15 protein-coding genes and 3 tRNA genes are annotated in these 22,806 nt (G+C 36.2%); 5 read left to right on the top strand and 13 right to left on the bottom strand.

Annotated features, from left to right (window positions below):
- Positions 1-350: 350 nt before the first annotated feature.
- The 5 genes from BWD121_RS00580 to rplU all read right to left on the bottom strand — a co-directional run bounded on the left by BWD121_RS00580 (position 351) and on the right by rplU (position 5,544).
- Positions 351-440, bottom strand: a tRNA-Ser gene (locus BWD121_RS00580).
- A gap of 128 nt (positions 441-568) precedes the next feature.
- The gene (locus tag BWD121_RS00575) at positions 569-1,141 is read right to left on the bottom strand and encodes an invasion associated locus B family protein (RefSeq protein ID WP_078662936.1); all 573 of its coding nucleotides are present in this window, start codon (positions 1,139-1,141) and stop codon (positions 569-571) included.
- Entirely contained in the window at positions 1,141-2,868 is a 1,728-nt protein-coding gene (locus tag BWD121_RS00570) for a YadA-like family protein (protein WP_240536674.1), read from the bottom strand. The genes BWD121_RS00575 and BWD121_RS00570 overlap by 1 nt, the downstream gene beginning before the upstream one ends.
- Positions 2,869-4,801: 1,933 nt before the next feature.
- The gene (rpmA, locus tag BWD121_RS00565) at positions 4,802-5,056 is read right to left on the bottom strand and encodes a 50S ribosomal protein L27 (RefSeq protein WP_078662934.1); all 255 of its coding nucleotides are present in this window, start codon (positions 5,054-5,056) and stop codon (positions 4,802-4,804) included.
- Positions 5,057-5,067: 11 nt separating this feature from the next.
- Positions 5,068-5,544 carry a 50S ribosomal protein L21 gene (gene rplU / locus BWD121_RS00560; protein ID WP_078662933.1) on the bottom strand — a complete coding sequence of 159 codons (477 nt, stop codon included), beginning with the start codon at positions 5,542-5,544 and terminating at the stop codon, positions 5,068-5,070.
- A 274-nt stretch (positions 5,545-5,818) separates the two neighbouring features.
- Here rplU and BWD121_RS00555 point away from each other — a divergent pair.
- A tRNA-Ser gene (locus tag BWD121_RS00555) sits at positions 5,819-5,908 on the top strand.
- Between the two features lie 34 nt (positions 5,909-5,942).
- Here BWD121_RS00555 and pgi read toward each other — a convergent pair.
- From pgi to BWD121_RS00540, 3 genes are all read right to left on the bottom strand, one after another.
- Positions 5,943-7,592 (bottom strand): glucose-6-phosphate isomerase, encoded by a 1,650-nt coding sequence (pgi, locus tag BWD121_RS00550; protein WP_078662932.1) that lies wholly within the window; start codon positions 7,590-7,592, stop codon positions 5,943-5,945.
- A gap of 192 nt (positions 7,593-7,784) precedes the next feature.
- Positions 7,785-10,922, bottom strand: coding sequence for an efflux RND transporter permease subunit (locus tag BWD121_RS00545; RefSeq protein WP_078662931.1), 3,138 nt, complete (start codon positions 10,920-10,922; stop codon positions 7,785-7,787).
- On the bottom strand, positions 10,919-12,061 hold the full coding sequence (locus BWD121_RS00540) for an efflux RND transporter periplasmic adaptor subunit (RefSeq protein WP_078662930.1): 1,143 nt from the start codon (positions 12,059-12,061) through the stop codon (positions 10,919-10,921). Before BWD121_RS00540 ends, BWD121_RS00545 begins: the two co-directional genes overlap by 4 nt.
- A 365-nt stretch (positions 12,062-12,426) precedes the next feature.
- Here BWD121_RS00540 and BWD121_RS00535 point away from each other — a divergent pair.
- Positions 12,427-12,503 (top strand) — tRNA-Arg (locus BWD121_RS00535).
- A gap of 437 nt (positions 12,504-12,940) precedes the next feature.
- Entirely contained in the window at positions 12,941-13,174 is a 234-nt protein-coding gene (rpsU, locus tag BWD121_RS00530) for a 30S ribosomal protein S21 (RefSeq protein WP_078662929.1), read from the top strand.
- A gap of 270 nt (positions 13,175-13,444) precedes the next feature.
- On the opposite strand, the gene BWD121_RS00525 is transcribed toward rpsU, so the two are convergent.
- Complete coding sequence (locus BWD121_RS00525; protein ID WP_078662928.1) at positions 13,445-14,818, bottom strand: glutamate--cysteine ligase; 1,374 nt, start codon at positions 14,816-14,818, stop codon at positions 13,445-13,447.
- 55 nt (positions 14,819-14,873) lie between these two features.
- Complete coding sequence (locus BWD121_RS00520; RefSeq protein ID WP_078664031.1) at positions 14,874-15,617, bottom strand: 16S rRNA (uracil(1498)-N(3))-methyltransferase; 744 nt, start codon at positions 15,615-15,617, stop codon at positions 14,874-14,876.
- Between the two features lie 229 nt (positions 15,618-15,846).
- On the opposite strand from BWD121_RS00520, the gene BWD121_RS08335 reads away from it, so the two are divergent.
- The gene (locus BWD121_RS08335; protein ID WP_197684850.1) at positions 15,847-15,990 is read left to right on the top strand and encodes a hypothetical protein; all 144 of its coding nucleotides are present in this window, start codon (positions 15,847-15,849) and stop codon (positions 15,988-15,990) included.
- 92 nt (positions 15,991-16,082) lie between these two features.
- On the opposite strand, the gene BWD121_RS00515 is transcribed toward BWD121_RS08335, so the two are convergent.
- Entirely contained in the window at positions 16,083-17,963 is a 1,881-nt protein-coding gene (locus BWD121_RS00515; RefSeq protein WP_078662927.1) for an AsmA family protein, read from the bottom strand.
- Between the two features lie 306 nt (positions 17,964-18,269).
- Between BWD121_RS00515 and folD the strand changes: the two genes are divergently transcribed.
- Complete coding sequence (folD, locus tag BWD121_RS00510; protein WP_078662926.1) at positions 18,270-19,169, top strand: bifunctional methylenetetrahydrofolate dehydrogenase/methenyltetrahydrofolate cyclohydrolase FolD; 900 nt, start codon at positions 18,270-18,272, stop codon at positions 19,167-19,169.
- 767 nt (positions 19,170-19,936) lie between these two features.
- On the opposite strand, the gene BWD121_RS00505 is transcribed toward folD, so the two are convergent.
- On the bottom strand, positions 19,937-21,223 hold the full coding sequence (locus BWD121_RS00505) for an FAD-binding oxidoreductase (protein ID WP_078662925.1): 1,287 nt from the start codon (positions 21,221-21,223) through the stop codon (positions 19,937-19,939).
- An 11-nt stretch (positions 21,224-21,234) separates the two neighbouring features.
- Complete coding sequence (locus BWD121_RS00500; protein ID WP_078664030.1) at positions 21,235-22,662, bottom strand: glutamine synthetase family protein; 1,428 nt, start codon at positions 22,660-22,662, stop codon at positions 21,235-21,237.
- Between the last annotated feature and the right edge of the window lie 144 nt (positions 22,663-22,806).

The following is a 22,806-nucleotide window of genomic DNA, read 5'->3' as shown; positions in this document are numbered from 1 at the left end:
ATGAAACATTCATCAGCGACAAGTAGAATAAGAAACTTATCAAAAAAATTCGGCAACTTGCTTAGAAAAGCATGTAATGCAGCAAACATTAAAAATCAGGCTTATAGATTAAAACATAAACTATAATAAAAGCAGCTCACACAAAGTTGCAATTTCATACGTGGAAGCAATTTTTAAGTGGATGAAAAATAGAACGGCATCTCTCTACACAAAGAGTACTAACCATAAAAACTGCCCCTTGAATCAATTAAAAACTACAAAAAGGCAAGAGATAGCATCTGAAACACTTAAAAAATCAAAGCAATAAAAATTCTCTAACTTCTACATAACTATTTGATTGTATTATATTTTGGCGGAGAGAGAGGGATTCGAACCCTCGATATGGTTTCCCATATACACGCGTTCCAGGCGTGCGCCTTCAACCACTCGGCCACCTCTCCAGAGGTTTGCACTATATTCAGAAAGAAATAACCTGCAAGCTTAAATTATATACTTTAAGCAATAAAAAATTACTTTATCAGTCAAACTAATGCTGAAACAAATAAAATCTGCGTTTGTTTGCTTGTTATTATTGCAAAGAGAAAAGTGCTTCACCCAAACCCTTAAATGGGGCTAGAAAGGAAAACGTTTTTCCCTCTTTAAGCTGATAAGAAATGCGCACATTGCTATTCTTACTTATCTGTTTCATTAAAACAGGCCCTACAGGATACTGCGCTAAACAGATCTCTTGATTGCACTGCTTATAACTAATAAGAAGCGGCTTTTTAACATCTTCCATAAATACTTGAATAGGAGCATTTGTGTTAGCGTTTGGCAATGTCCGTAACAACATAACCGGTTGACCATTTTTCGTAGAAACAAGAGACCAACTAAAAACTTTGTTACCTTCTTTATCATCATGAATTGTCTGAGTTACATTGCAGATCCCTTGTTTCATTGTTTTGTTCTCATCGCAAATTAATGTCCAGTAATGAAACTGCATAATAATCCGGCGTGTTTCACCAGACTTTCCACCGGGTACTGACAATTGCGGTGGACGTACTATGTAAATACTATCTTGCTCCTCAGCAAAGCTTACAGCTTTTCCTAAAAAAACAAGAACAAACAAAAGACCTGTAATAATTTTCCAATTTCTCATCATTATTTTAATGCGAAGCTTAATCCTGCTCCTATACCCCAGTGACCTCCAGACGTGGTAACGGAGAAGTTGGAGCACACCGTTCCATCTTCAGACATATAACCAGTTCCAAAAGCAAGTGCTGATTGACCACGCCATACACCACTACCAAATGCAATACTGAGAGTCCCTGGTGTATTAATGTAATGCAAGCTAGCTACAGCCAAACCGATTGCTGCTGCTTGCTTTGCTTCTTTTTGAACGCCTCCAACTCTATAACTTAATGCCTCAAACTTCATATCAGAATAAGCGTGGGCTTGTATAAAAGCAGTACCAACTATATTTTCTATTTTTTCATCTGTATACTTGTTTGCACCTGCAAGAACAAGACTCATCTGTTCCTTTAGTTGTCCACCATTGACTACTTGTTTGGAACCTTTTTCAACTTTACCATCAGCAACATTATCAATGGTTACAGGTGTATCATCATCAGTACCTACTAACGTGATACTATTATCCTTATCTTTATCATAGGTAACAGCCCCCTCAGCAATAAGAGTACCACCTCCACTAATTATTATATTATTAACTTTATCTTTAAGGCTGTCAATCTCCTCATTTATCACCCAAAGCTGATGACCTGTAACCGCATCAGTGGAATTAGGAGCAACATTTCCATCCATAAGAAACGTAAGTTTGCTATTTTTTCTTTCTCCTTTTTCTGTATGAAGTGCAAGAAAAGCTTTTTCACGTCTATTCCACAACAAAGTATTATGCTTAAATTTTTTTAAAATCTTATCGATTGCTTCCGTAAAATTACCAGACACATATTTTAGGTGACTATTTACATTCCTAACATTCATATCAAGTTCTGTAAGAGCGTTACCAACATCATGAGAGATAATTGGCTGTTGTCCTACAATCCCATCTGCAGAAACTTTAGATAAAATATACCGTGGCCCGAAAAAACCATCCTCACGAACCGCTGCACCACCCCCTAAATACTTTGCAATATCGTCGTTTAGCGTATAAAGTTGTGCACCATTCATTGCATCTGTCGAATCTTGAGTAACTTTTCCTTCTGCCACATTCCTAATATTTTTACCTCCATCTAAACCGAGTCTGTACTTGTTATTAACTTGTGTAGTATTTTCGCTACTAACAGAAAGTTTCCAAGTGCCACTTTCTTCTTTTACCCATTTTTCTAACGCTTTCAGTTGCGCAACATTTACTGCATCAGTATCTTGAAAACCAGCCGCAACTCCTACAATCTGTCGTGTTATATCACTATTAACATCACCAACACTAACTGCGCCTGTAGTACTTCTCCATATCGGTGACGTTTTCATTGAAGCGATGCCACTTTCAGGATCATAACCAGCAATCCTTTCTGCAATATCGGCTTTAGAGTGACTGCCCAAAGCAACACTACCCCACACAAGTGATTTTGCATAATAACCAATAGCTGTATCTAACGTAGTTCCACCGGAACCAACCATAGTAGTAGCTGAAGTACCTATAGCTGTCCCACCATAGCCATTAGCCTTTGCGTACCTACCTATTGCTGTAGAATTTTGCTGACTAGCCTCACTAGAAGAACCTACAGCCGTAGCACCGTCCCCCTTAGCATGCGCTTTTTGACCGATTGCAGTATCTGATTGCTTCTCTGCTTTTGCTTCTGAACCACATTCAACCCCCTGACCCTGATTAGTAGCAAAAACTAGAGTAACATTCGATAGAAGCGTAGCCATTATTGCCCCTAATGAAACCACTTTAATCCAAGGTGACCTATAAAAGAAATAACAGCAATTCAGTTCATTTCTTTTTGAGCTTAAATACAATTTCTGCATAATACCCCTTGAAATAAGGCAATATATTGAAACTCTAACAGAGACTGACATCATCACAGAAAGCAAAAGAAAACCCTTCGCAAAGTTACTGTTGCGCATTAGGAAAAAATAAAAAAAGATAAAAACAACCTTCTCGATGCTACGGTTTATTGCAGCATCGTTCTAAAATCTCTTAAAAAATTGGAGCTTAAAAGAACTACAGCCTTCTTAATTAAAAGCTTTCAAACAAAGAAAATATACAACTTATTCTTAAAAATATTGCATAACCTCCATTAAAAATATAATCCATTTCGATGTAAACGTTTCTTTATTAAAGATCAATTTGTTCTTCAAATAACGCACATTAATAAAATGGCAAGGGTACTAATAAATAATTTTTGTATATTTTTATAAGACGAATTCCAACGAACACTGAAATGCATTTTATGTTCAATGATATCTACAGTGCACTTCTAAAACTTGGAAACTTATATGATAAGAAGCTAAAAAATAATCGCTATTATAGCCACGACATAACTATCAGACAATTTCAAAAAAATTTTTCAGTATTGCAATTTTGATTTATGGAAAAATATTGTGTAGATATAATCGATTGTTTTAATAATAAAAATATTGCTATTTTAACTTTATAATTTATCACCATATATTGATTTTTGCATAATATATAAATAGCATAATGTGTTTATAAGTAAAATCATTAGAAATTAATGGAAAGACTGCTCAAAAAACATTTTACTAATATTTAAATACTCATTCAACAACTACGACATTAAAGTTAGAAAATATCATCAGGATGCTTTTGCGTAAAAATATTCACTTTATAGTTTTTTTTTACTGTATAAGTGAGCTAGATTCTTAAAATCTGTAATTAACTCAGAAATCATTTACAACAGCTCATACAGAGTAAAGTGAAGTTTTTTTTATGTGTCAATGAAAAACTCTAAATAAAAATTATCAATTTATTTTATTACGGTTTTTCTCGCCTAAATAATGCAGAAATACTAAACAGATAGGAATTTACACTATAAGTAAGATCATATTTGTCATCGTTGTGGTAATAGTTAATAAACAAACTTCCAGATAGTGCCAACGTAATAGACGTACCTATGCTATTTATTCATAAGGTCAGTTACAATAACGGTCGCCTAACCCACTTACTAAGCGATACCTACTAATCTCAATACTAAAATTGACGCTTACAGTGCAAATTGCTGAAAATTCAAGCACATGCTAAAATAAGCTGTATGAAACATTACCCCCTAATACGTTAAAGTTATATCAACTTCACAACTTTTGTACAGTCAGGCCAAACTGTATCAAAAATGATAAATTGTTTATAAAATAAATACCAAGTGGAATATCATTTAAAAATGAATAACTTATACTGTGGATTTGAATTCAGTTAAATTAAATACCCAACATAAAATAATTCAACAGAGTACATCTCAATAAAGAACCATTTATCTAAAATACACTTACGAATTGCCTACCTACTCGATTCTAAGATCAAGCAATACCACGGCATTTCAACCTCAAAGGACAAACTGGAGCAATCAAAGTTACACCTTCAAGTAAAATTGTATAAACAGAAAAAGTCTGTTGCAGAATCCAAGTTATCACTCAATATCTTCAGACAAAGGAAACCTAAAATAAATCTTCCAGCAAGACTAATCAGAAAATCCTGTTTTGTGCCAATTTCTTATATAGCTCTAACACTTATCGTATATCTAGAATAAAAAGATGGGACATTATTTTTTTAATGCCCCAAAGCTTTAAACCGAAATCTAATACATATCGATCTATTTAACGAATCCCCAGATTACCTCTATCCCCATCACATAGGAATGACTGAAACATAGGAGCGGTTATCTGCTTTCTTACGAAAAGAAACTTTCCCATTTGAAAGCGCAAAAAGAGTATGATCTTTCCCAATACCAACATTCTCACCAGGATGCCAACGTGTACCGCGTTGACGTACGATAATGTTTCCAGCAATAACAATTTCACCACCAAATTTCTTAACGCCAAGACGTTTTGATTCTGAATCGCGGCCATTACGTGAGGAACCGCCAGCTTTTTTATGTGCCATGGAATTCTCCCTTAGTCTTCTTTACTTTTTGATATCGCAGCCGTTTTTTGTGACGCAACCTTTTTTTTAGCAGTTTTTGCAGCGGTTTTTTTAGGAGGAGTAGAAGTTTTCGTCCCCTTTGGTGCAGCTGCTTTCTTCTCAACCAACTTAGCTACTGCTTTTTTAGGCTTTGAACCATCTGTTAAAATTTCTAAAATACGGAGTGTCGTTATTTCTTGGCGATGACCACGAGTACGCTTCGAATTTTGACGACGCCGTTTCTTAAATGCAATAACCTTACGAGCACGTCCTTGTTCTACAATTTCAGCTGTAACTAAACCCTCAGCGATAACAGGCGCACCAATAGCTACACTTTCCCCCTCACCTATCATCAATAAATTGTCGAATTTAACGATATCACCAGCGTTGCCAATGATCTTTTCAACTTTTAATACCTGGTTAGCAACAACACGATATTGCTTACCACCTGTTTTAATGACTGCGAACATTTTTTATCCTTTCGTTCGATCCCGCTCTTATTTCACTTCTGCTTTATTCAGTATGGGAAATAGGCTTCTTTTTATCAGTCGTAATAATTTAAAAGGGATAAACAGCACCTCTTAGAATGCAAATTCCCTTAACGTTACATATATGATAGAATTTCTATTTGCTGTCAAGAAAAGCCAACAAAGAAGCAAAAAAAGGTTGTACTTAAAACAATTGAAGATTATCAAGCATCATACACAAATTATATAATGAAAAAACTTTATTGCATTTACATATGGAGAGATGGCTGAGTGGTTGAAAGCACCGCACTCGAAATGCGGCATAGGGGCAACTCTATCGGGGGTTCAAATCCCTCTCTCTCCGCCATTACTAAGAAAATTGAGATAATTTTCAAATTTTTTTATTCAACACGTCTCGCTTGAATATGCGCCAGTAATCCTAACGTTGAGCTATCACGATTATGAGCTTTAGATTCTCCACGTATAACGGGTAACAATTCATTTGCTAATTCTTTACCAAATTCAACACCCCATTGATCAAATGAATTAATATTCATTAAAACACCTTCAATAAAAATACGATGCTCATAAAGCGCCATTAAACGACCAAGCGCAAAGGGCGTTAATAAATCCTGAATTAGCATAATGCTTGGCCGGTTTCCTCGCAAATTTTTATGAAACACCAAATTATCTGTTTCATTACCACCAACTGCATTATTAACAACAGTGTTCCAACTGTCCTTAATAAGGTGGCCTTTCATCAAAGCCTCTGATTGCGCCAAACAATTAGCTATTAATATATCATGCATATGACTTAAATGTGATTCATGCCCTTTTACAAATAAAACAAATTCCACAGGAATGATATCCGTTCCTTGATGTAGAAATTGAAAAAAAGCGTGTTGTCCATTTGTCCCCGAATCGCCCCAAACAACTGGACCACTCGAAAAGCCTATTGGTTTGCCATCTAAAGAAATATGCTTGCCATTTGATTCCATATCAAGCTGCTGTAAATAAGCTGGAAAACGCGCTAAACGCTGCGCATAAGGAATAACTGCACGCGATGAATAACCACAAATAACACGATGCCAGAATCCTAAAAGAGCAAATCGAATCGGAATATTTTTATGCAAAGGTGCAGTTTTAAAATGCTCGTCCATTTGGCGTGCACCCTTAAGAAACTGGCGAAAATTTTTACCACCAATTGCCAACATAACAACAAGACCAATTGCTGACCAAATTGAATAACGCCCCCCAACCCAATTCCAAAATTCAAAAATCCTTGAAGAATCTATACCAAATTCCAGCACTTTATCGGTTTTACTAGAAACACCAACAAAATGCACTTTTACCGCTTCTTCTCCTAAATGTGAACTGATCCATTGGCGTGCAACTTTAGCGTTTGCTATTGTTTCAGAAGTTGTAAAAGTTTTCGAAGCAATAATAAAAAGTGTTGTTTCCGGATTCAAATTAGCAAGAACATCAACAATATGTGCACCATCCACATTAGAAACAAAATGGCAGCATGGTCCATCATGATAAGGTTTTAAAGCATTAGTAACCATTGCAGGTCCAAGATCAGACCCTCCAATACCAATATTTACAATATCAATTATCTTCTCACCACTATATCCTCTATAGTTACCACAACGAACCATTTCAGAAAATTCTTCCATACGGGTAAGAACGGCTTGGATATCTTGAACAATATTACGCTCATTCAACATAAAAACTTCATCAGCAGACAAACGTAACGCAATATGAAGAGCTGAGCGTTTTTCAGTTACATTAATAGCTTCACCCGAAAACATCGCCTTACACTTGCCTGAAACATCCGCTGCAACAGCAAGATTATCTAAGAGTTTCAGTGTGTTTAATGTTACACCACACTTTGAAAAATCGAAAAGGAAATCATCAAGTTTTAAAGAAAAACGAGTAAAACGCTGTTCATCTTCTGCAAAATGTCGACGAATATCACAAACTTTATCTTCTATAATATGCTTTTTCAAAGCCTTCAAAGCTACTTCAAAAGCTCTTTCATTGCGAACCATAATTATTTTCCTATGGTCATTGACAATAATATCAAGACACAAATGACTTTAAAATAGAGGATAGTTCCTTACTCTATAACCCATTTTGACTGCTCATATATGAAATAATACAAAAATAGCAAGATAAGGCACTCAAATGATATCTTTTAAATAAGAGTTAAAAAACTGTGTCAATCTTCTATCCGAAAGCAGTTATTTGACTTGGCTTAGTTCTTTTGTCAAATGCTTAGCTTCTTCTGCTTTTGGTTTTATAAAACGTCCGAGAAATAGATAAACAACTGGCGTTACATAAAGAGTAAAAATAGTTGCCAACCCCAAACCACCAACAATAACCCAACCTAAAGCTACACGTGCTTCTGCACCAGCACCCTTTGCTAAAACCAAAGGAATACCTCCTAAAATAGCGCAAATCATCGTCATACAAACTGGTCTAAGACGAACATTAGCCGCTTCTTCTATAGCTTCACGTACACTTTTACCTTTATCACGTAACTGATCTGCAAACTCAACAATCAGAATACCATTTTTAGCCATAATACCAATTAATAAAATCAAACCAATTCGACTATAAATATTGAGACTAACACCACCCAAAAGCATAGCAATTACTGCACAACCAACTCCTAATGGTACAGTAGCCATTATAATAAAGCCCGAAACAAAACTTTCAAACTGCGCTGCTAAAATCAACAAAATAATTACAAAAGCAATTCCAAAAACAATCATTAAATCAGAAGATGTTTCACCAAGAGTTGCTGCATCTCCTAAAGGAATAATATAATTTCCCTCTGATAATAAAGGAAGCGCAGCTTCTTTTACAGTCTTATAAGCACTTCCTAAAGAAACTCCTGGAGCAAGATTTGCACCTATAACGACAGCACTCATGCGCTCTTCTCGCTTTAATTGAGGTGCAATAGCCTTTTCATGTAAATCCGTAACAACCGATAAAGGAACATATTTACCGTCTCTGGTTTTTAAAAAAACATTTTCTAAATCAGCAGGATTATTAATAGGATTCTTACGCGATGTAAGTTTTACATCATAGGCATGATCATCCACATAAATCGAGCCAATCTGCTTCCCATCCACCATTGTTTGCAATGTATCACCCAAATTAGTGATATCAATCCCTAAATCAGAAGCTTTTTCTCGGTCAATTTCAATAAAAAATTGAGGTTGCGTAGCATCAACAGTAAGCCGCGGACGAACAAACCGCGGATCAGTGTGCAAAGTGCTTACAAGTTTATCAGCAATTGATTGTAGTTGTGTATAATCATCCCCAACGACTGCAAATTGCAGTCCTTGACCAATTCCTGAAACCCCTAAAGAATTAATTTGTGCAGCAAATGCAAAAACTCCCGGAAACTGCCTAACTTTTGCATTAACATCTTTTAAAATTTCCTGCTGACTACGCGAACGCTTGTCCCAAGACGAAAGCAACAAGATAAGAAAACCATTATTAGATGAACCTCCAGCTCCAGAAATAGAATAACTGTTAACAATTTCACCAGAATCACGCAATGGTTTTAAGCTTGCTTCAATTTGCTGCACTTGCTCATTGAGATACTGTACCGAAATATCTTGTGGTCCACTAACGACTAAAAAAATAATTCCCCTATCTTCTGCTGGCGTCAATTCCTGTTTAAGCGCCATATAACCTCCAATACAGAGAACGAAGAAAATAAGCGAACCAAAGACAACAGTCCAAGGTCGTTCCAAACATTTATGCAAACTATGAGCATACCCCCTACTAAAGAAAGCACTCATCCGAGACAGAAAAATTAAATGATGTTCCTTTTGTTCATCATCTTCAACATGCTTTTCTTCTTTAAGAAAGCGTGAAGCGAGCATAGGGCAAAGAGTTAAAGCAACAACCGAAGAAAGCAGAACAGACACTGATAATACAAAACCAAACTCTCTAAAAAGTCCCCCAATTTGCCCAGGAAGAAAGGAAATAGGTACAAAAACAGCCACCAAAGTTAATGTCGTTGCCACAACAGCAAAAAATACTTCCCGAGTTCCCAATACCGCTGCTGACCGAGCACCAAATCCCATATTGCGCCACCGAACAATATTCTCAAGAACAACAATGGCATCATCCACAACAAGCCCTGTTGCTAAAACAAGCCCTAAAAACGTAAGAATATTTAGGGAAAAGCCCGCAAGATAAATTGCAGCGATTGTCCCAATCAGAGCTACTGGAATAGACACAGCAGGAATAAGTGTTACACGAATATCTCCCAGAAATAGAAAAATAATCAAAACAACACTAAGCACAGCAATAACTAATGCAATCTCAACTTCATGAAGAGCACTCTTAATAAAAATAGCATCGTCATTAGGAATACTTATATGAACAGAAGAAGGGAGAACATTTTTGAGACGTTCAACAACCACTCGAACATTTTTGGAAATATCAAGAGTATTAGATTGAGCCTTACGCACAATACCTAACCCAATCCCCACCTTCCCGTTTACACGAAGAATAACTGTTTCTACATCAGGAGATAAAGTAACATGCGCCACATCACCAAGACGTACATGAGGCTTTAAAACAACTTGTTCAAAAGCTTCTGGTGTCGTTAAACGAGCGGTTGCACGCACAATTAAAGCTTGCTCGGAATTACGCAATGATCCCACAGGTGCATCAGTGGTCATATCAGACAGAACACGTGAAATATCTCCTACAGTTAACCCATAACTGGCAAGTTTTGCTTGATCAATATCAATCTGAAAAATCTTTACACGCGCGTTATCAACCTGCACATCACCAACACCATCAACAGCAGAAAGTGCATCAACAATTTGATCGTTCACAATCGTTGTTAAATCATCAATATTCATTGTTGGTGAAGTTACAACCAAATACATCATCGCAGCAGCATTCGAATCTGCTTTAATAATTATAGGCGGCTCCGCACCTTTTGGCAGAGAATAAGTAATACGAGAAATAGCATCGCGAATATCAGATGCCGCAACATTTAAATCAACACCAACATTAAATTTAACCTCCACACGGGAACGACCAAAAGCGGAAGCTGAAGAAATTGTTTTAACCCCTGACACACGAGAAACTGCATCTTCTATAACTTTCGTAATCTCACGATCAATTGTTTCTGCTGACGCACCAGTAAAAGTCGTCTTAATTGTTGCCACTGGAATATCCACATCTGGCAATTCACGCACATCAACGCTCATCCATGCAGAAATCCCTGCAATTACAATTAGAGCATTTAAAACAAAGGTAAAAACTGGCCTGCGAATAAAAAATGCCATTATACCACTTTGTTCTGACTCTGCTAAAGGCTTTTTCTCAACTTTTTGACTCATTGCCCATCCTGCCCATTAGCTTCTGATAATTGCTTTTGATGAGCCTTTGAATCACTAATAATGACATGACCACCCGGACGAAGCATTTGTACCCCTTGAACGACAATCTGATCACCATTTTCTAGGGGAGCTTTTACAAATACTTGATTTGCTTTATGCTGAATAATCGATACTGGAACGTATTCTACTTTACCCTCTCTCACACGCCAAACAAATGACCCTCTACTGCTCCACTGAATGGCAAGAGGATCAACAACCGGGAAAGAACCATCATGAAATTGAAACGTAACAGAAAAAGACATACCAGACATAAGTACATTTTTTTCATTCTGAATTTCAACTTGAACGTGAAGTGTGCGGCTTTGTGGATCAACCATATTATCAACCGCATAAACATGGCCAACAAAAGTCTTATCTGGCTGTGCTATTAAGGTTGCAGTCACTTCATCCCCTTTATGGATACGTGATGCATATCGTTCAGGCACCCAGATATCAACCAAAATACGTTCGTTATTCTCAATACGACCTATCACAGTATCAAGGCCAACAGAATTTCCTACATCAATAGGTAAAATACCAACAATTCCACTAATTGGTGCACGAATTGTTCGTCGATCAAGTGCTAAATCAGCATCAGACAAAGTTAAATTTGCATTCTCTAATTCCAAGCGTGCAGTAATCTCTTGAACTTCTGTTGCTGTATTAGTCGTGCGTAACTTAAGAATACGTGAAAGCGTTAAAGCATTATTGTCGCGTTGAACTTTTGCTCTTGCAGCTGCTATTTCTTCCTTTTTAGAATCAAGCTTTGCAATTGCATCACCCGCCTGGACTTTTGTACCGGCAGACACAAAAATCTTATCAACAACACCTCCTGACCAAGGAGTTAAATTGACCGCTGCAATAGCCTGTCCACTACCTATAGCATTAAGACGTTCATAAAAATCCTGAACTTTAACAAGATCAACGACAACATTTACCGGCGGCATTCCCATTGGTGCTTTTGATGCAGCATGCGGTGTATTTTTTGTTGTACCTTCTGTATGAACAAGGTATTCTATATTGTGTTTTGGCCAAAAATAAATGGCAATACAAATAATACCCAAAAGCATTAACGGAATGATCTTTTTAAGTGACCCCATACATCTATCCTTGCTTCGTCATTTACTTACACCAATGCATTTGAAATAGTCTACACCAGCAACATTCGAATTTTGCAAAAATCAATCGTAGAGAGTGTAACCATACTGCAAAAACGTATCCCATCTATATAATCCTATTAATTTGACTATCTTTCATGGAACAGACCGTCAAGTTAACTATCGTTCATCTTAGATTCTTACCATGAACCAAATAAAAAAATAATACTACACAGAAGCTTTATAGAAATCATAAATACCTTAAACTTTAAACAAAAAAACTTTTTTACCAAGTTTTACTTGCAATTCATCAACGAAACGATTAGGAACCCCATGTCTTAACGATATTTAAGAGACTGAAAATTTATGCACCCGTAGCTCAGCTGGATAGAGCACCAGACTACGAATCTGGGGGTCAGGAGTTCGAATCTCTTCGGGTGCGCCAAATATCAGTAGAATCAAAAGGCTATAAAGGCTTTTGATTTTATTAATTTTAATGAATTCTTGATTTCTTCCCCCCATACTTTTTGCAGCTTTTTTGATTATTTTTATGTTGAATCGCTTTCTATTAGCCACCTTGGTATAGAGCAATTGCTACAATAACATAATCTACGTCTAACCTTACTTGTCACTGAAAAATTTATCTTGATTTTTGACTTGAATAATGAATTTAGTAAATTTTATAAACACATATTTGTAAATGCAATTGTTAATTGTAAAAAACTGCGTATAACAAAAAAAATAGAGTTTTTGAAAAGCAATATAGACAACCACCTTATTTATGTGGTATGCGCATTGCTAATGTAATCCTTTTGACTGTGTTCAAAGGGTGGTGGGTTTTTATCTATTTATTTAGGACATTGAAACAAAGTAAGGTAAACTGTGCAAGTACTCGTTCGTGATAATAATGTTGATCAAGCATTGCGTGCGCTAAAAAAGAAAATGCAGCGCGAAGGTATCTTTCGTGAAATGAAGATGCGTGGATATTATGAAAAACCATCGGAAAAACGGGCTCGTGAAAAGGCTGAAGCTATTCGTCGTACACGTAAACTTGCTCGTAAACGTGCGCAAAGAGAAGGCCTCATTAGTAACGGTCGAGCTGTTTTTGTACGATAATACATTTTTTGTTTATGCGCTAAAAATAGCTCAAACAAGAAAGTTACGTGATATTAATTATTCAGTCTTAAATGATAATCTGTAAAGAGAATTCTTTTTTTATTTTAAATAAACTTTACTCTGTGCCTAAGTATGATTATCGATTCTCACCTATTGTTGAGAACTTCATAATTACAAATATTTTTTATTTATTCTTAAAGAATAGATAAGAGAAAGCATTGTATGTTTTTTTACCACAAAGACACAAAACGCTTTTCTCATTTCAAAAATCTAATAAGCACATTCTAAAAACACTGGCTCTACAGACCCACCCCAAATAGAATGATACTTAGATAACAACCTATCAGCATCCGTTTGACCCACTGCAATTATTTCTTCCAAAGGATTAAGAAAACTTTCTTCATCATAACCGCAAGTATCATATTGCTTGCGATTTCTTAATCCCTTGCGTGAAATCGCAATAGCCTGACGTGCTAATTCTAAAATCATCGTTTGACGAAAAGGCGTTTGTAATCCCTCTTTTGGAACACGTCTACGCATATCTAAAACTTCTTCAAAACACCAATCTTTCGTTAAAGCTTCTGCCTCATTAAGGGCTTCGCTATCATAAAGAAGACCAACCCAAAAAGCAGATAATGCACAGATATGTTGCCAAGATCCACTATCAGCACCTCTCATTTCTAAAAAGCGTTTTAAACGCACTTCAGGAAACAAAGTCGACAAGTGATCTACCCAATCTCTTATATTAGGTGTTGAATCTACAATTTGCCCTTTCAATGCTCCATTCATAAATTGGCGAAAAGTTATATGTGTACAATCATGATAATGCCCATCGCGTATAATAAAATACATTGGTACATCAAGTGCCCACTCAACATAATCAGCAAACCCAAAGCGTTCGGAAAATATAAAAGGAAGTATTCCTGTTCTTTGATTATCAGTATTACACCAAACATGAGAACGCCACGACAACAAATTATTTGGGCGCCCTTCAACAAAAGGCGAACTGGCAAATAATGCTGTTGCAATGGATTGCAATTTCATTGACACTTGCATTTTCCGCCGCATATCAGTTTCAGACGAAAAATCAAGATTTACTTGAATAGTCGCTGTTCTATACATCATATCAAGACCATTATGACCAACTTTTGGCATGTATTTAGTCATAATTTGATAACGTGATTTGGGCATTTGTGGTGTTTCAGCTAAAGTCCATTTTGGGCTAGCACCAATACCTAAAAAACCAATACCTAATGGTCCCGAAATTTTTTTGAGGAGAGTCAAATGCTCCATCAGTTCACAATAAGTATGGCCAACCGTTTTCAATGGTGCGCCAGATAATTCAAACTGCCCGCCAGGTTCTAAAGAAATCGCACCTTGACCCGTTGATTCTACAAGCCCAACAATATTTCCTTCATCTAAAATAACCTTCCACCCTAGAGCTTGTTGCATCCCCTCTAAAAGTGCACGAATACCTTTTGCGCCTTCATATGGAACAGGACGAAAACCATTTATATAGAATGGAAATTTTTCATGCTCTGTACCAATGCACCAGTCATTTTTTGCTTTACAACCCTCTTGAAGATAACCAACTAGAGAATCTAAATTGTGAATTTCACTTTCATCAGTTATATCAAGCGCCATAAATTATTTTACCTTATCAACAAGTTCCACTATTTTAAATGATATTGCAAGCTTCTTAATCGATTGACCACGCCCCTATTGTAGTATTAATAAGAGCCAAAGCCGCAACAGCTGCAGTATCAGCACGTAAAATACGTGGACCTAATGATATAGAAATCACAAAAGAATGTTTTCTTAAAAGGACCTGTTCTTCTTCACTAAATCCTCCTTCCGGTCCAATAAGAACACCAAGGGGAACAGTTCCATGTTTCTTTAAAAGAGGTAATGGGTTTTGTATTTCATGCGACTCATCACAAAAAAACAAAGAGTGTGTTCTATCCCAATGTGCTAAAAGTGTTTTTAACGATACAGCAGGTAAACATTCTGGTAAAGACAAAATGCCACATTGTTCAGCCGCTTCAATAATATTAGCCTTTATACGTGCCATATTGATACGAGAAACTTGTGTATGATGTGTTATAACAGGCTGCAAAACAGATACCCCCATTTCTACAACCTTTTGCACCATATAATCTAAACGCGCATGTTTAAGTGGAGCAAAACAATAAATAAGATCCGAACATGTTGTTTGAGATCTTGTCTGATGAACAAGCCGAACCACTACAAACTTTTTTTTAATAGCGGTAATCTTGGCCAACCATTCACCATCTTGCCCGTTAAAAAGTAAAATCTGAGCTCCCTCTTTCACGCGCAAAACATGCACAAGATAAGAAACTTGAGCTCCTTCTATTTTTATTTCTCTGTCCAAAGAAAGTGGTTGCTGAATAAACAACCTTTGAAATTTATAATTTACACGCATAAAAAATTTGTGACAGAGCAAATTACAATCGTCAAGATAATAAAACAAAAAGTACAATCAAAAGAAAAAATCAGCTCCATAAAACTACAATATCTTGAAGAGTAGAGAATTGTTTACCTTTGTTTATAATAATTGGAACAAATAGAATGTTAAATGATTCTGTGCATATAAAATTGATCACAAAATACTCTCTTGCATTCAACGACTTACCCTATGACTGGAGAAAGATATGTCTGCTAAAAAAGCTACTGTTATTACTATTGCTACAATTTTAGCCTTTATCTTGATCACTATAGGAATTAGCTCAGTTGGAACAAAGGGAAAGCATATAATTGCCACAGATGGATACGGTATTTCCTCTCAGATGCGTTAGACATTCTGCTACCGTAGTCTTTGAAATTTCATCCTAAAACAATATTTTTCGAGTGATTTTTTAAAATCAAAATCAATAATGAAAAACAAAATTTAATTTTCATCAATATTTTTCCTAACAAAAAATTTTTCTAGAGACTGCTCCGTAGAACCAAGTGAAAAACTAAAAGGCCGCATAAGGCTATTAGTAAGACATTGAACATCTTTGCATAAAGTATCTGAACGATTATTTTTCTGTAATCGTCCTTGCAACATAAAATCTTTCTGATTTTTCTTAGTGATAGGCACTGCAATCGGACCATCAATAGACAAATTCCAATCTGCCGTACGCATTAATGATTCTATCTGCGTCACTATGCCATCAGAAAATTTTGCTTTAATATTTAAACGCTCAAAAGGTGTTGAAAATGTATGGTTATTTACTAAATAGAACTGTTCATTCTCTGAAAGCTTATTCTGCAATTCATTTAAATCATATTTCAATAACCGGCCAGAAAGCATATTCATTGTTAACTGCCCTTGCATTTTTTCAGAGATTTCTGACCAACTACTAATAAGTATTTGTATTGTTACAATGAAGTCAGTTTTAGCATGTATAAATTGTGTCAGTCCTAAAGCTTCTGAAAAAGTTTGTACATCAACAGAAGTACCCGAAACACGCCCTTCAATGCGTGCTTTTTTACCATTTGGTACAATTTGGACATTACTCTGAATAGATCCTCCAAAAACATGTGCATTTCCAAGGTCAAAATTCCCATACCCATTTTTAATTTGCATTGCTGCTGCTAAATTTGTGAGTGCAATCTTACCTATTTTTGCTTGCGGCGCTGAAATTCGCACATCTAATCCAATACGATCAAAAATTACCATATCAAGGAATTCATTTTCCTCTCCAACTGGTAAAAACATTGACTCTAATATATTAAGATTCATAGTATCAAAAGCTAAAGATCCTATTATGTTAGGAACATGGTTTTGAAAATCAAATTCCAAAGCTCCACGCGCATTTGCAGCACCCATGTTAAATGTAATATTATTCATTTCGATACGTTTTGGCTGTGCTAAAAAATGAGATTCCCATACAATAGGCACCTTTAATCTTCCTCCCCAAAGCTGATTTCCACCAATCCAAGCCAATGTTTGATTCCAGCCAGGAGAACGCATCGATACTTTTCCATCAAAAATGTAATATTCAGATAATCGTGCTTTCCCCGTAAACGTTATACCACCGCGCAAAGAATTGAAGCTCACTCTAAGAGAGCTTTGTCCCCCTGCTAAAAGTAACAAAGCTTGATCAGCATTAATTAATAATTCCGTTAACTCCCCATGCCAACGAGCACTTGCGCGAAACCGCGCTGCTTGTGTTGATTCTGACCAATCAATAGTTGCATTTAGTCCTGTTATTTTTTCTGTCACATCAGAAACACTATCACGATAAATGAGAACACCATTTTCGATAACAATACGTCCAAAAGGCTGGTTTAAAAGACTCTCTATATCTGGTTGATCAGGATTGAGTTTAACAATTTCACGAGCATTACGCACTGCTAACCCCAAGGTACCTTGTGACCGCGAAAGTGTATTAAAAAAATCAGACACTGTTTTAAAAGGCTTTTCCATAACAAATTGTGGACGCACAATTCGTGTTTCTGAAAAAGAAACACATCCTCTCAGAAGATCAATTAAAGAAAGATCTACTTCTATCGATTCAGCTTCCATTAAAGGTGCAACATCATTAATTTTGGATGTTAAAGTAACTCCTGAAAGAAATGCTTTTGGATAAGGAAAAAGTTTCAAACGTGGTGGTTCACGCAGTTGCACATTATAGCCTGTCCATGCGCTTAAATCCTGTGCCACTCGGACACGAATCGTGTCGGTTGATACAAAATAAGGTAAAACGATAACAGAAGTTCCAAGCAAAAAAACAACTGCCACAAAAACCCCACTCAAAAATTTTATTATTCTGATGAGCACAATTTCCTCTATATTTTTGATCCTATAATAGATTAAAATGAAACTAAATGATCATTAAAAAATGGTTTTGATAATCCTATAATTTGCTATATCTATTTAATAATTCGATTACTCTTATTTTATTCAAATTTTATTGAAACAACAATGTTACTCTCTCTTTATAAAGCAACTATTTTCCACTACTTTCCAACAGAAAAAAGGTAGGAAAACCACGTAACTATGGTTATTAAATAGTGCCATAAAGCTCTTTTTACTATCAGCAAATACTTTAAAAAACTGAATATCCCTACCGAAAGGATTCTTCTCATGAATAATATTATTGACGGAAAAAAGCTTGCTGAAAACATTATTAATAAAGTCAAGAAAGAAACAAAGAAACTCCGTAACAATCATACAATCCAGCCTGGAATTGCTGTTATTATTGTTGGAGATGATCCCGCAAGTCAGGTTTATGTTAACTCAAAAAGTAAAAAAGCTGAAGAATGCGGTTTTCTTTCAATTAAGCATACAATTCCCCAAGACACAAAAGAAGAAGAACTTCTGCAACTCATTGAAACGTTAAATTCCGACCCTAAAATTCACGGGATTTTGGTACAACTCCCTCTACCTGCTCATATCAATACAAACAAAATAACGCAAGCTATCGCCGTTCAGAAAGATGTTGATGGTTTTCATTATATCAATATAGGAAAACTCGCAGTAAATATATTTGAAGATACTATCATTCCCTGTACGCCTGCTGGTGTTATGATGATAATCGAACAACAATGTGGGCGAGATTTATCAGGTCTTGATGCAGTTATCGTTGGGCGTTCTAATATTGTTGGCAAACCTATGGCAGCCTTATTGATGGCAGCCAATGCTACAGTGACAATCGCCCACAGTCGCACCCGTGATCTTGATGAAGTATGTCGTAGTGCTGATATTCTAGTTGTAGCTGTTGGCCGTCCACATATCATTAAGAAAGATTGGGTAAAACAAGGAGCTATTGTTATTGATGTTGGTATTAACCGGATTGAAGCGTCAGAAAAAGGTACCAATAAAACCCGTCTTGTTGGTGATGTAGACTTTGAAGAAGTTAAAGAAAAAGCCGCTGCTATTACTCCTGTACCTGGAGGTGTTGGGCCTATGACAATTGCCATGCTTATGGTCAATACGCTTAAAGCTGCTGCTCAAGCACATAAATTACCTATACCAAAATTCTAAGAATTTTTTGCACTTTTTACCACATGCATTAAATTCTCTGCATTTTGTGTTCTCATTGTGCCATCATATAAGTATTCTTTGATTTGCACTATTTTCTTTTAAGATAAGATTAATATAAAAACCGTCTTTCATCAAATACTTACGCAAATATATCATGTAATTCAATTGCTGTTTTTTATTCACAGACAATTGATTTTCATAAATAAAATCTCGCATGTAGCTGCGTTACTAAACTGTTTTATTCCAATTTAACTTACGAGATTGCCAAAAAATGATGAGACCAACTACCAAATAAAAAATTCAAATATCAACTATATCTTTTGATAACAACAGAGTAAGACTTTTCTATCTTCTTAGCTCAACATAATTTCAGTAGAAATATAAGAGGTAAACACATAAGAACGTGATAGAACTTAGCTCGATTGAAAACTATACAATAAATATGCTTTTCAAGAAAAGCGTGAAAATTATAACATCCTTCATCACTTAGCAGAAAGCTTAAAACTTCTATAATACAATTGTTAGCTCACTAAGCTGCCTAACATATCAACAATGATTAAAAAGTAAGAACAATTTTTGTTTTGCTAAATCACCATTACCACCAAATACAATCAAAAAAAGATATTTGAAATAATTTTACTAACCATGAACCTATCTATTTTTCCACTCAATTATACAAGCTTACAAAATTTACAAAAAGCTTTTACCATTACAATAGACAGACATTAAACAAGCCATTAATTTTCTTCATTCTAAATAATAGCTGATTAAAAATGATCCATCAAAGAAAACCAGTTCATTGCTAAAAATATAAGCGGATAACGAAAAATCTTACCACCCGGAAAGGATGAAATCTTTAAATCCTGAAAATACTTAAAACGTTCACGTTTTCCAGATAACCATTCAGCATATAATTTTCCTATAAAGGGGGCAAGTATAACCCCATGCCCTGAATATCCTCCACAATAAGTAACACCCGGCATAAGTTGGCGAACATAAGGCATGCGCTCAAACGTAATTGCTACTGTTGCTCCCCAACGATGGGTCAAATTTATAGATTGAAGGTGTGGATAAATTTCAATAATTTGCCGACGTATACGCTCATCTAAATCAACTGGATACTGGTTACTATAACTTTCTACCCCACCAAATAATAAACGATTGTCGATACTTTTTCGAAAATAACGAACCATAAAACGGGAATCATCTACCGCTTCTCTTCCAGGAAGAATCCGACCATACTCTGATAATGGTTCAGTTGCTCCAATATAAGAACGAATAGAAAAAATATGTTTTTGCACAAAATCCTGAAGCCCAAGATTATATGCATTGGTCGCCAATAATACACTCTCAGCCTTTATATTGCCTCGTTCTGTCACCACTACGCATTGGTTATTGTTGCGCTTTATCGCCTTTACTTGAGTCTTCTCATAAAGTTTAGCGCCAACTTTCTTTGCTTTTTTTGCTAACCAAACAATTAACTTTAATGGATTGATATGGCCAGTATCTACATCATAAATACCGCCATGGTAAAAAGACGAACCAAGCCGTTCATCTGTTTCAGCCTTATCCATAAAAGTAAGACCACGATAACCATAACGCTGCATAGCCTCAACATGCTGCTGATAAGCTCTGATCTCACGTTGTTTATGGGTAACGGAAAGTTGGCCTGCTATAAAGTCGATATTACAATCAGGCATGGTGCACCAAGATAAAATATCTCTTTTGGCTTCTTCAGCTAAATCAAATAATATTTTACTTCGTTCAAAACCATACTTGTTCTCTAGTGCTTCTACCCATTGTCGTTGACCTGTCCCCAATTGCCCACCATTGCGCCCTGAAGCGCCATCGCCAAAACATGAAGCTTCAAACAAAACAACACTCATTCCAGCCTTAGCTAAATGATAAGCAGCTGAAAGCCCTGTAAATCCACCTCCAACAATAACTACATCGCATTGTATCTGTTCACCAACAAACAACGGATAAGAAGGGCGATCTTCCAAAGTATCTTCATACCAAGAAACTCCTGGAGAAATTTGATGAGAATTAATCATAGTGATAATATTTAAACATTAAGCAGGAGATACTCACGCTCCCACGGGCTAATCACTTGCATAAAAGTTTCAAACTCTTGTCGTTTGATAGCAGCATAAGTACTTACAAATGCATCTCCTAAAATAGCACGTAATGCTTTATCTTGTTCAAATAAATTGACCGCCTCAATTAATCCACGCGGTAATTCAATATTATCAGCATTTACAGTTTTCTCTGCCGGCTCATCTGGTTCAAGTTTGTTTTGCAAACCAATGAGACCACATGCTAAAGAAGCAGCAAGCGCTAAATAAGGATTAGCATCCGATGAAGGAAGTCTATTCTCAACGCGTCGTCCCTGTGGAACAGAACGTGGCACACGAAACGCTGTAGTACGATTATCGTACCCCCACCGCAAATTAACTGGTGCAGAGAAACACGGCATAAGGCGCCGATAAGAATTAACATAAGGAGCAAGCATAACAAATACTCCAGCCATATGCTTTTGCAAACCACCAATAAAGTGGCGAAAACACATACTTTCCCCACCATCTTTCTCTGTAAAAATATTGTCTCCAGTTTTTTGATCGATAACAGATTGGTGAATATGCATAGCAGACCCCGGTTGCCCCTGAATAGGTTTGGCCATAAAAGTTGCATACATATTATATTTAAGTGCTGCTTCACGAATCGTTCGTTTAAACATAAAAACTTGATCGGCTAATTCAATAGGGTCACCATGACGTAAATTAATTTCAAATTGACCTGCTCCTTCTTCATGAATGAGAGTATCAATTTCCAATCCTTGTGCCTCTGAAAATTGATAAATATCGTCAATCAACTCATCAAATTCATTAACACCCGCAATCGAGTAGCCTTGCCCACCACCAATCGAACGTCCAGAACGACCAACTGGAGGTACCAAAGGGTAGTCAGGATCAGGATTCTTTTCCACTAAATAAAACTCAATTTCTGGTGAAACAATCGGTTTCAACCCCATCTGAGTATAAAAATCAATTACTGTCCGTAGAACATTACGTGGTGTATAATCAACAGCCTGCCCATTTTGATATACAAGATCACAAATCACCTGCGCTGTAGGTGCATCTTCCCATGGCACAATACTCAGTGTAGAAAGATCAGGCTCAAGACGTAAATCACCATCTGTTTTTGGATATTCAAAACCATTTCCATCTTCAGGATAAGATCCTGAAATTGTTGTCATAAAAACTGCTGAAGGCAATGCTAAAGATGTTTCTGATGTGAATTTTTTAGAAAGCATCATCTTGCCACGTGCTACCCCCGCCTGATCAGGTGTAATACACTCAATATCTTCCACATCTCGGAATGAAAGCCATTGCGAAACTTGTTCCCAATTATTTACACCACGCAAACTTTTTAGAAAATCAGAAACAGGCTTATAACCTTTGCGTTTCATTGGCTCGCTATTTCTCACAGCTATAACACACAAACTCAAAAAACAATTAAAGCCCCCCTTTTTATGACACCATTTTATGCATAAACACCGTGTAAAAACTGCATAAATTTAATTTGTTTTACAAAACATCACAACCTTTATCAAGATAAAATGCGCTTCGCGATCTTT

Origin of the sequence: Bartonella sp. WD12.1 (genome assembly GCF_002022415.1) — a bacterium.
Classification (GTDB): Bacteria; Pseudomonadota; Alphaproteobacteria; order Rhizobiales; family Rhizobiaceae; genus Bartonella.
This window is presented reverse-complemented; position numbering and strand designations above follow the sequence as displayed.

Bases quoted from the DNA above. Each gene is read 5' to 3' on its own strand.
- BWD121_RS00575 (WP_078662936.1), bottom strand. From the start codon at position 1,141: ATGATGAGAAATTGGAAAATTATTACAGGTCTTTTGTTTGTTCTTGTT.
- BWD121_RS00570 (WP_240536674.1), bottom strand. From the start codon at position 2,868: ATGGCTACGCTTCTATCGAATGTTACTCTAGTTTTTGCTACTAATCAG.
- rpmA (WP_078662934.1), bottom strand. From the start codon at position 5,056: ATGGCACATAAAAAAGCTGGCGGTTCCTCACGTAATGGCCGCGATTCA.
- rplU (WP_078662933.1), bottom strand. From the start codon at position 5,544: ATGTTCGCAGTCATTAAAACAGGTGGTAAGCAATATCGTGTTGTTGCT.
- pgi (WP_078662932.1), bottom strand. From the start codon at position 7,592: ATGGTTCGCAATGAAAGAGCTTTTGAAGTAGCTTTGAAGGCTTTGAAA.
- BWD121_RS00545 (WP_078662931.1), bottom strand. From the start codon at position 10,922: ATGAGTCAAAAAGTTGAGAAAAAGCCTTTAGCAGAGTCAGAACAAAGT.
- BWD121_RS00540 (WP_078662930.1), bottom strand. From the start codon at position 12,061: ATGGGGTCACTTAAAAAGATCATTCCGTTAATGCTTTTGGGTATTATT.
- BWD121_RS00525 (WP_078662928.1), bottom strand. From the start codon at position 14,818: ATGGCGCTTGATATAACTGATGAAAGTGAAATTCACAATTTAGATTCT.
- BWD121_RS00520 (WP_078664031.1), bottom strand. From the start codon at position 15,617: ATGCGTGTAAATTATAAATTTCAAAGGTTGTTTATTCAGCAACCACTT.
- BWD121_RS08335 (WP_197684850.1), top strand. From the start codon at position 15,847: ATGTCTGCTAAAAAAGCTACTGTTATTACTATTGCTACAATTTTAGCC.
- folD (WP_078662926.1), top strand. From the start codon at position 18,270: ATGAATAATATTATTGACGGAAAAAAGCTTGCTGAAAACATTATTAAT.
- BWD121_RS00505 (WP_078662925.1), bottom strand. From the start codon at position 21,223: ATGATTAATTCTCATCAAATTTCTCCAGGAGTTTCTTGGTATGAAGAT.